Consider the following 337-nt stretch of genomic DNA (forward strand, 5'->3'; position numbering starts at 1 on the left):
ATCTCGGCATGATCCGCACCAAGGCGGTGCCGAACGGCGATGGCTCTTATGCGATCACCGGCACCAAGATCTTCATTTCGGCCGGCGAGCACGATCTCACCAGCAACATCATCCATCTGGTGCTCGCCAAGACGCCCGGCGCGCCTGACAATGTGAAGGGCATTTCGCTGTTCATCGTGCCCAAATTCATACTCGACGAGAACGGCGAGCCGGCTGCGCGCAACGGCGTGACCTGCGGTTCGATCGAGAAGAAGATGGGCATCCACGGCAATGCGACCTGCCTGCTCAACTACGACGGCGCGACCGGCTACCTCGTCGGCGAGGAGAACAAGGGCTT

The 337-nt window shown here is 60.8% G+C and carries 1 protein-coding gene; it reads left to right on the forward strand.

The genetic code is table 11. The features are described 5' to 3' along the window. The coding region (locus tag FLQ44_RS23020; RefSeq protein ID WP_206209147.1) for an acyl-CoA dehydrogenase family protein at positions 1 to 337 on the forward strand (337 nt) is incomplete at both ends.

Origin of the sequence: Vogesella mureinivorans, assembly GCF_007644035.1 — a bacterium.
Lineage (GTDB): Bacteria > Pseudomonadota > Gammaproteobacteria > Burkholderiales > Chromobacteriaceae > Vogesella > Vogesella mureinivorans.